We start from the raw sequence: 9,084 nt of genomic DNA, 5'->3' as shown, positions 1-9,084 counted from the left end.
CGGGGTCGGTTTGGGTGGTGTCGGGGTGGCTCCCGTAAATAAACAATTACAAGCCCGCCCCCCCCCGGGGCCCCCCCCCGCCGCCGGGGGGGGGGGGGGGGCGCCCGCCGTACACGGATACTCTTGACTGGTGACCGACGCCCGAGAGACCGCAACAGAAGCACCACCGGCGCCGGTCCCGCTGCTGGACCCGCGCGAGGGAATCCCGCCGGTGACCGCCAGCCCGGAGGCCTTCGCCGACGTCGTATCGGCCTTCGCCGCGGGCTCCGGACCTGTCGCCGTCGACGCCGAGCGCGCATCCGGTTACCGCTACGGACAGCGGGCCTACCTGGTCCAGCTGCGCCGCACCGGAGCAGGGACCGCGCTGATCGACCCCGTCGCCTGCCCCGACCTGTCGGCGCTGAGCGAGGCACTGGGCGACACCGAATGGGTGCTCCACGCCGCGACGCAGGACCTGCCCTGCCTCGACGAGGCGGGCATGCGGCCCACGCGACTGTTCGACACCGAGCTCGCCGGACGGCTCGCCGGATTCGCCCGGGTCGGACTCGGCGCGATGGTCGAGAACGTCCTCGGCTTCGCCCTGGAGAAGGGGCACTCGGCGGTCGACTGGTCCACCCGGCCGCTGCCCGAGCCGTGGCTGCGCTACGCCGCGCTCGACGTCGAGCTGCTGGTCGACCTCCGCGACGCGCTGGAGGAGGAACTGCGCGAGCAGGGCAAGCTGGACTGGGCGATGCAGGAGTTCGAGGCCATCGCCGCCGCCCCGCCGCCCCCGCCCCGGGTCGACCCCTGGCGCCGGACCTCCGGCATGCACAAGGTGCGCCGCCGCCGTCAGATGGCCGTCGTCCGCGAACTGTGGAACCTGCGCGACCGGCTCGCCCGCGAGCGCGACGTCTCCCCCGGCCGCGTCCTCACCGACGCGGCGATCGTCACCGCGGCCCTCGACGCCACCCCGAACGCGCACGCGCTCGCGGCGCTGCCCGGCTTCGGGCACCGCATGGGGCGGCGCCAACTGGAGCAGTGGCAGGCCGCGATCGACCACGCCCGCCTCATCCCCGAACGCGAGCTCCCCCAGCCGGGCCCCGCCTTCACCGGCCCCCCGCCGCCGCGCGCCTGGGCCGACAAGGACCCGGTCGCCGCGGCCCGGCTCTCGGCGGCCCGAGCGGCGGTCTCCGAACTCGCGGAGCAGCTCAATCTGCCGCAGGAGAACCTCATCACCCCGGACACCGTGCGGCGCCTGTGCTGGGCGCCGCCGCGGGACCGTACGCCGGAGGCGGTGTCCGCGTTCCTCGCGGAGGCGGGGGCGCGGCCGTGGCAGGTCGAGCTCACCACCCCGATCCTCACGGGAGCGCTCGCCGCGCATCCCGGTTGAGGTTCTTTCCCCGCCCCAGCCCGGCGCGGTAAGTGCGGGCCCTGCGCTCTGTTCGCGTGGCGGTCGGTGCCGCGCCGGGGTCCTCCCGCAGCTACCGCTGGGAGGTGCCCCAGCGGTGGCCCCCCGCCACACCCTCCACCAGTGCCGACTGCGCCCCTGGACGGCGCCGCGCCGGCGAAGGGCCCGAGCACGGTGCCGTCTCTACCCATCCTCCGGGGATCAGGCGCGATACGAGACGGAGGGGACGGGGGAGTTGGGGCCCCCCGGCCGGAGGCTGGGGGAGGGTGGGTGTTCTGGACTGTGGGGCACATGTGGGTGCATGACCCGGGGTGATCAGATGAGAGCGCTTGAGGCACCTAAATGTGCTGTCCAGAATGCCCAGCCCCGGAGGTCCCGACCCCGGCACCCCACGAAACGCGCGTCGGGGTGACCGCCCGCGCCGGGCGCTCGGGCGGGAGGGTGGGAGAAGACACGACGTGTGACCCCCCACACCCGCACTGGGCACATCGGTTACCGATGAGTAGCATGGACTCCGGAGCCGCCGTCTTCTGCCCGCGGCAAGCGAACCCGCATCCTGAGGAGAGCCAACGTGCCTCGTACCGCTAGGGACGTCGTCTTCGTCGACGGCGTCCGCACCCCGTTCGGCAAGGCGGGCCCGAAGGGCATCTACCACGAGACCCGTGCCGACGACCTGGTGATCAAGTCCATCCGGGAGCTGCTGCGGCGCAACCCCGCCCTGTCCCCGGAGCGGATCGACGAAGTCGCGATCGCCGCGACCACCCAGATCGGCGACCAGGGCCTGACCCTGGGCCGTACGGCCGCGATCCTGGCCGGGCTGCCCAAGTCGGTGCCCGGGTTCTCGATCGACCGCATGTGCGCGGGCGCGATGACCGCGGTGACCAGCGTCGCCGGCGGTGTCGCCTTCGGCGCGTACGACGTGGCGGTCGCGGGCGGCGTGGAGCACATGGGCCGGCACCCGATGGGCGAGGGCGTGGACCCCAACCCGCGCTTCGTCTCCGAGAAGCTGGTCGACGACTCCGCCCTGTTCATGGGCATGACGGCGGAGAACCTGCACGACCGCTTCCCGCACCTGACCAAGCAGCGCGCCGACGCGTACGCGGTCCGCAGCCAGGAGAAGGCCGCGAAGGCGTACGCGAACGGCAGGATTCAGCAGGACCTGGTGCCGATCTCGGTGCGCCGCACCTCCCCCGAGGGCGGCGAGACCGGCTGGGGCCTGGCGACGACGGACGAGCCGATGCGCCCGGGCACCACGCTGGAGAACCTGGCCGGCCTCAAGACCCCGTTCCGCGCCCACGGCAACGTGACCGCGGGCAACTCGGCGGGTCTGAACGACGGTGCCACGGCTTCCCTGATCGCCGCCGAGGACGTCGCCCAGGAGCTGGGCCTCCCGGTGAAGATGCGCCTGGTCTCCTACGCCTTCGTGGGCGTCGAGCCCGAGGTGATGGGCGTCGGCCCGATCCCGGCGACGGAGAAGGCGCTCGCCAAGGCGGGCCTGTCGATCTCCGACATCGGCCTGTTCGAGGTCAACGAGGCGTTCGCCGTGCAGGTGCTGTCGTTCCTCGACCACTACGGCATCGCCGACGACGACGCGCGCGTCAACCAGTACGGCGGCGCCATCGCGTTCGGCCACCCGCTGGCCTCCTCCGGCGTCCGTCTGATGACGCAGCTGGCCCGCCAGTTCGAGGAGCAGCCGCACGTCCGCTACGGCCTGACCACCATGTGCGTCGGTTTCGGCATGGGCGGCACCGTGATCTGGGAGAACCCGCACTTCGACGGAGGCAGCAAGTGACCACCACCGCCGAGCTCCTCAAGGGAGCGGCCGAGCTGTTCCCCGACGAGGTCGTGACGCAGGCGCACGTGCGCCACCTCGACCTCCCCCAGGACGCCGGGCGCTTCGCGCTCATCACCCTGGACAACGGCCTGGACCACACCAAGCCGACCACCTTCGGCCCGCAGTCGCTGGCGAACCTGAGCGCCGCCCTCGACCAGGTCGAGAAGGAGGCCGCGGACGGCGAGATCGTCGGTGTCGGCGTCACCGGCAAGCCGTTCATCTTCGCGGTGGGCGCCGACCTCAAGGGCGTCGAGCTGCTGGGCCGCCGCGAGGACGCGCTGGCCATCGGCAAGGGCGGCCACGACGTCTTCCGCCGCCTGCAGGGCCTCGCGGTGCCGACGTTCGCGTACTACAACGGCGCGGCCATGGGCGGCGGTGTCGAGGTCGGCCTGCACTGCTCGTACCGCACGGTCTCCTCTTCCGTCCCGGCGTTCTCCCTCCCCGAGGTCTTCCTGGGCCTGGTCCCGGGCTGGGGCGGCTGCGCGCTGCTGCCGAACCTCATCGGCGCCGAGCGCGCGGTGAGCGTCATCATCGAGAACTCGCTCAACCAGAACAAGCAGCTGAAGGGCGGTCAGGTCTACGACCTCGGCATCGCCGACGCGCTGTTCGAGGGCGCGGACTTCCTGGAGCAGTCGCTCTTCTGGACCTCCGCCGTCCTCAAGGGCGAGATCCAGATCATCCGCCCCGAGGTGGACCGCGGCGCGGCATGGGACGAGGCCGTCGCCAAGGGCCGCGCCTTCGCCGACTCCAAGGTGCACGGCGCCGCTCCGGCCGCGTACCGCGCGCTGGACATCATCGCCGCCGCCAAGGACGGCGACCTGTCGGCCGGTTTCGACGCCGAGGACGAGGCCCTGGCGGACCTCATCATGGGCGGCGAGCTGCGCTCCGGCATCTACGCCTTCAACCTGGTGCAGAAGCGCGCCAAGCGCCCGGCCGGCGCCCCGGACAAGAACCTGGCCCGCCCGGTGACCAAAGTGGGCGTCGTCGGCGCCGGTCTGATGGCCTCCCAGCTGGCGCTGCTCTTCGCGCGCCGCCTGGAGGTGCCGGTGGTCCTCACCGACATCGACCAGGAGCGCGTGGACAAGGGCGTCGGCTACGTCCACGGCGAGATCGACAAGCTGCTGCTCAAGGGCCGCGTCCACCAGGACAAGGCGAACCGCCTCAAGGCCCTGGTGTCCGGCTCCCTCGACAAGGCCGCCGCCTTCGGCGACGCGGACTTCGTCATCGAGGCGGTCTTCGAGGAGATCGGCGTCAAGCAGCAGGTGTTCGCCGAGGTCGAGGCGGTGGTGAAGCCGGAGACGATCCTGGCCACCAACACCTCCTCCCTGTCGGTGAGCGAGATGGCCTCCAAGCTGCAGCACCCGGAGCGGGTCGTCGGCTTCCACTTCTTCAACCCGGTCGCGGTGCTGCCGCTGCTGGAGATCGTGCGCGGCGAGCAGACCGACGACGCGTCGCTGGCCACCGCGTTCGCCGTGGCGAAGAAGCTGAAGAAGACCGCGGTCCTCACCAAGGACGCCCCGGCGTTCGTCGTCAACCGGATCCTGACCCGCTTCATGGGCGAGATCCAGAACGTCATCGACGAGGGCACCCCGGTCGAGACCGCGGAGAAGGCCATCGAGCCGCTCGGTCTGCCGATGTCCCCGCTGGTGCTGCTGGAACTGGTCGGCCCGGCCATCGGTCTGCACGTCTCCGAGACGCTGCACCGCGCCTTCCCCGACCGATTCAAGGTCTCCCCGAACCTGGCGGCCGTCGTCAAGGCGGGCAAGCGCGGCTTCTACGTCTACTCCGCCGAGAACGGCTTCAAGCCGGAGCTGGACCCCGAGGTCGCCGCGCTCCTGGTGCAGGGCGACACCGTCCTGACGGAGGACCAGGTGCGTGCCCGGGTCCTGGACGCCGTCGCGCAGGAGATCGGCATCATGCTGGAGGAGGGCGTCGTCGCCGAGGCGCAGGACATCGACCTGTGCCTGATCACCGGCGCCGGCTGGCCCTTCCACCTGGGCGGCATCACGCCGTACCTGGACCGTGAGGGCGTCTCCCGACGGGTGAACGGCAAGCCGTTCCTCGCCCCGGGCGTCGCGAGCGTCCCGGCGTAGCGTCGCGGTACGGCCGAAGGGCCGCCCGGGTTTCCTGCCCGGGCGGCCCTTCGCCTTGTACGTCGCGGCACGGCGGCCGGCTACTTCGCGTACGCGACCGTCAGATCCCGCACCAGGGCCCGGCGTTCGTAGTCGTCGAGCTCCACCAGGCCGCGCTCGGTGAGACCGCGCACGGTGTCGTCCACGGCCGTCAGCACGTCCTCCAGGACGGCGCGGCGGTGCCGGGCGTCCAGGGCCGCCAGCCGGGCCCGCTGCATCGCGGGCTCGACGGAGGGCGCGTAGGCGACGCGCACGGGCTGTGCGGAGAAGACCTCGACGCCCGCGGGGCGCAGGTCGCGCGCGAGCACGCGGGTGAGCTCCTCGGCGAGGATGTCCACGTCGCGCAGGGTGGGGCCGGTGCCGCGGAAGTCGTCGGCGGGCAGCCGGGACGCGCAGCGGGTGACGGCGGCCTCGGTCTGCTCGCGCAGGAAGCGTACGTGGTCCTCTACGGCGAAGCAGGCACGGGCGGTGTCGCGCACCCGCCACACCAGCAGGACGGTGACGAGCACCGGCGTACCGGCCGCGTCGGTGGCCTCCACGGGGCTGCCGCGCCAGTGCCGGACGGTGGTGTCCACCCGCCGCCGCGGCAGCAGCGGGTTCATCCACAGCAGCCCGGTGCGGCGTACGGTGCCGCGGTAGGCGCCGTGCCGGGTGAGCACCCACACGGAGCCGGAGCGGCCGCGCGCCAGGCCGAGCGCGGCGAAGGCGGCGAGTGCCGCGAGGAGGACGGTCGCCACGTAGCCCAGCGAGTGCGGGTCTCCGCCGAAGCGCAGCGGCACGACCGCCGCCGCGATCGCCGCGGCGCAGGCGACGGCCAGCGCCGGAACACCCGGCAGGCAGCGTCCCGGGCGCTCCGCGCCCTCGGTGTCCGTGCTCGGCGGGGGGAACCCGGCCGGGGAGAGGTGCGGCGTGGGGGACGGCGCCGGGATCAGCGGCACCGGGGGGTTCACCGCGGGGAACGGCGTCGTGTCGGTGGTGGTCACGAGAACAGTCGCCTCCAGGTCTCGGGTCCGGGATGGCCGTCGGCCTCACGGCCCGACCATCCCTGTGCGCGCTGGAACGCCTCGACGGCGCGCCGGTCGGCCTCCCCCCAGCGGGGGCCCGGGCCGGACCGGTAGTACCTGCCGAAGCCCTTGGCGACCAGTTGCCGGCCCAGCAGCAGGACGCGGGGGTCGGACTGTCCGGGGCGGAAGGTCCCGGGTCCGGGGTAGGCGGTGGGGGCGGCGCCTGCCGCCGTGCCGGCGGGAGCCGGGGCCGTGCTGCCGGGGGCCGCGGGGTCCGCCGGGGCCGCCGGTCCCTGCCCGATGTTCGCCCCCTTGCCGTCGACGAGGTAGCGCCATGTCGTCGGGCCGGGGATGCCGTTGGCGGCCGGTCCCTTCCAGCCCTGCGCCCGCTGGAAGGCGCGGGTGGCGCGCTGGTCCGCCGCGCCCCAGCGGGGGCCGGGCCCGGAGCGGTAGTACGGACCGCCGCCGCGCGTCCGCAGCATCCGGCCGAGCCGGGTGACGTTGCGGTTGGAGCTTCCGGCGCCGAACGACCAGCTCCCGGGGAAGTCGTCGAACAGGTCGCCGCCGGAGTCCCCGCCGTCGCTCAGGTACTTGTAGCGGTAGGGCCGGTAGCCGGAGTCCGGCGGCAGCGGGATCTCGGACATCTGGGTGTGCGGCGGAGCCTGCTCATAGGCGTTGTAGGCGGTGTGCTCGTCGTCCGCCCAGCCGGCGAAGATCCGCACGTGAGAGCCGCCGTGGGGGCTCCTGCGGCTCTGGTAGAGCAGGATGTCGCCGGGCTCGAGATCGTCGACGCCGATGCGGTAGGCGAAGCGGGGCAGACTGCCGGTCCACTCGCTGCGGTTCAGGCCCCAGGCCATCGAGACGAAGCCGGAGCAGTCCTGCCGGTAGCCGTCGCTCCAGTACTCGTCCATCCGGTACGGGACTTCGGCGTCCACCCAGGTCTGGGCCCGGTCCAGGATCTCATTGCCCGACAGGCGCTGCGGCGCGGCGGCGAGTTCGTGCCCCGCCTCGACGCGGTTCCCGGGTGCCGGGGCCGCGACGGTGACGCCGGGGACCGCGGCGACCGCGCCCGCGGCGGCCACCACCGCCACCGCCACAGGTGCCGCCCGCGGGCCCATGGACCCCCGTGACCTGCGCGCCGTCACCTCGATCAACCGTGCGCGGGCGCAGTCCTCGCACCCGCAGCCGGGCCGCGGCTCGACGTCGACGAACACCGGCGTGGACATGCGCACCACTCCTCTGAATCGGATGCCACATGCCCCCCTTACCCCATTTCATAGGAAAAGCTGCGAAATGGGGTAAGAGTGCGCGCGATCAGCCGACCGGAGTGACGCTCTCGCCCGTCGTCGCGGACGGATCCACCCCGATGCCCGCGGTGTCCGTGGCGGTGGCCGACGGGGTGCCCGTCGGCGTGCTGCCTGCGGTCGCACCGTCCGTCGGGCTCGCCGACGAACTCGGACTGGGGCTCACGGCCTGACGGACCGCCAGGGCCACGGCCTTCTTCACCAGACCGCGCAGCCGCGCCGGCGTCAGCCCGCCCGCGCCGCCCGTCGGGGCGGTGACGGTCTCACCGTTGACCTGCACGACCGGCGCCGCGGTGAACCCGGCCTCGGCGAACTGCCGCTGGGACTTCTTCACCCAGGCGTAGTGGTCGCGTTCCTCCAGGCACGGCACGAACCTGCCCTCGTCGATCCTGCCGGTCGTCCTCGAGACGGCCTTGAGCAGCTTCTCGTTGTTGAGGGCGTCGTCCTGGACGTCGGCGGGCTGCACGGCCCACAGCGCGTCCACGAACTGCGTGAAACGGCCCTGGTCCTGGGCGCACGCGGCCGCGTTGGCCGCGGCAAGGCCGCCCTGGCCGCCGTTCACGGTGTCGGAGGGCCTCACCAGGCGGTAGTCGATCTGGACCTGCCCCGAGGCGAGCAGCTGCGTGAAGGTGTCCGCGAACTCGGCGGCGAACGCCTTGGACTCCGGGGCGCGCAGGTCCTCGTACACGGTCAGCGTCACCGGCAGCACGCTCGGCCGCACCGGCACGTCCAGGCCGTCCTCACCGGCGGCACCCGTCGGCGCCTTGGCCGTGTGCTCCTTCTCACCGCGCACGTGCGCCCCGATGACGGCCGACCCGCCGAACACCACGACCAGGACGACCGCGGTCGCGGCGTACGAGCGCAAGAGCTTGGACTTCGTCTGCTTCACCGGGCCTTTCTACCACCGGCCCCGGTGCCCGGATGCGGGCGGGGGGCATCCCGGCGGAAGGAGGGGCCGCCTCCCCGGGGCGCTGTGCCAGGCTGGTGGGTGTGAACGGCATTCCCGTCCCCCTGATCGTGGTCGACGCGGCCAACGTCGTGGGCTCGGTGCCCGACGGCTGGTGGCGGGACCGGCGCGGGGCGACCGAGCGGCTGCGGGACGCCCTCGCCCCCCTCGCGGCGACAGGACTCCCGCAGCGGCCGGACGTGCCGGACTGGGCCCGGGAGCCGCCGCTGGAGCTGCTGCTCGTGGTGGAGGGCGCGGCCCGTACCGTGGCCTCGGTCCCCGGCGTCCGGGTCGAGGCCGCCCCCGGCCCCGGCGACGACCGGATCGTGGAGCTCGTCGCGGACCGCCGGCCGCCGGACCGGCCCTGCCTCGTCGTCACGGCCGACCGCGAACTGCGCGAGCGCGTGACCGCGCACGGCGCCGCGGTGGCGGGACCGCGGTCGGTGCGCGCGTAGCCGCCGCGCTACGGGGGCGTGG

Annotated in this window: 7 protein-coding genes; 4 read left to right on the top strand and 3 right to left on the bottom strand. The window is 73.4% G+C overall.

The genetic code is table 11. From position 1 onward, the window contains the following. The first annotated feature begins 130 nt into the window (after positions 1-130). The 3 genes from ACIP98_RS11200 to ACIP98_RS11190 all read left to right on the top strand — a co-directional run bounded on the left by ACIP98_RS11200 (position 131) and on the right by ACIP98_RS11190 (position 5,314). On the top strand, positions 131-1,369 hold the full coding sequence (locus tag ACIP98_RS11200) for a ribonuclease D (protein ID WP_319659019.1): 1,239 nt from the start codon (positions 131-133) through the stop codon (positions 1,367-1,369). Positions 1,370-1,958: 589 nt separating this feature from the next. Beyond that, positions 1,959-3,179 carry a thiolase family protein gene (locus ACIP98_RS11195; RefSeq protein ID WP_401975103.1) on the top strand — a complete coding sequence of 407 codons (1,221 nt, stop codon included), beginning with the start codon at positions 1,959-1,961 and terminating at the stop codon, positions 3,177-3,179. Next, positions 3,176-5,314, top strand: coding sequence for a 3-hydroxyacyl-CoA dehydrogenase NAD-binding domain-containing protein (locus ACIP98_RS11190; protein ID WP_319659021.1), 2,139 nt, complete (start codon positions 3,176-3,178; stop codon positions 5,312-5,314). The genes ACIP98_RS11195 and ACIP98_RS11190 overlap by 4 nt, the downstream gene beginning before the upstream one ends. A gap of 80 nt (positions 5,315-5,394) precedes the next feature. Here the strand turns inward: ACIP98_RS11190 and ACIP98_RS11185 are convergent, their stop codons facing one another. The 3 genes from ACIP98_RS11185 to ACIP98_RS11175 all read right to left on the bottom strand — a co-directional run bounded on the left by ACIP98_RS11185 (position 5,395) and on the right by ACIP98_RS11175 (position 8,550). Continuing rightward, positions 5,395-6,336: an SPFH domain-containing protein gene (locus ACIP98_RS11185; protein ID WP_319659022.1), complete on the bottom strand. Its 942-nt coding sequence runs from the start codon at positions 6,334-6,336 to the stop codon at positions 5,395-5,397. After that, positions 6,333-7,583 (bottom strand): peptidoglycan-binding protein, encoded by a 1,251-nt coding sequence (locus ACIP98_RS11180; RefSeq protein ID WP_401975100.1) that lies wholly within the window; start codon positions 7,581-7,583, stop codon positions 6,333-6,335. Before ACIP98_RS11180 ends, ACIP98_RS11185 begins: the two co-directional genes overlap by 4 nt. A gap of 88 nt (positions 7,584-7,671) precedes the next feature. Beyond that, positions 7,672-8,550 carry a DsbA family protein gene (locus ACIP98_RS11175; protein ID WP_401975098.1) on the bottom strand — a complete coding sequence of 293 codons (879 nt, stop codon included), beginning with the start codon at positions 8,548-8,550 and terminating at the stop codon, positions 7,672-7,674. A 92-nt stretch (positions 8,551-8,642) separates the two neighbouring features. Here ACIP98_RS11175 and ACIP98_RS11170 point away from each other — a divergent pair, with 92 nt between their 5' ends. After that, positions 8,643-9,062: an NTP pyrophosphohydrolase gene (locus ACIP98_RS11170; RefSeq protein ID WP_401975245.1), complete on the top strand. Its 420-nt coding sequence runs from the start codon at positions 8,643-8,645 to the stop codon at positions 9,060-9,062. The last annotated feature ends 22 nt before the right edge of the window (positions 9,063-9,084 follow it).

The organism is Streptomyces sp. NPDC088354, assembly GCF_044753585.1.
In the GTDB taxonomy this organism is placed as follows: domain Bacteria; phylum Actinomycetota; class Actinomycetes; order Streptomycetales; family Streptomycetaceae; genus Actinacidiphila.
This window is presented reverse-complemented; position numbering and strand designations above follow the sequence as displayed.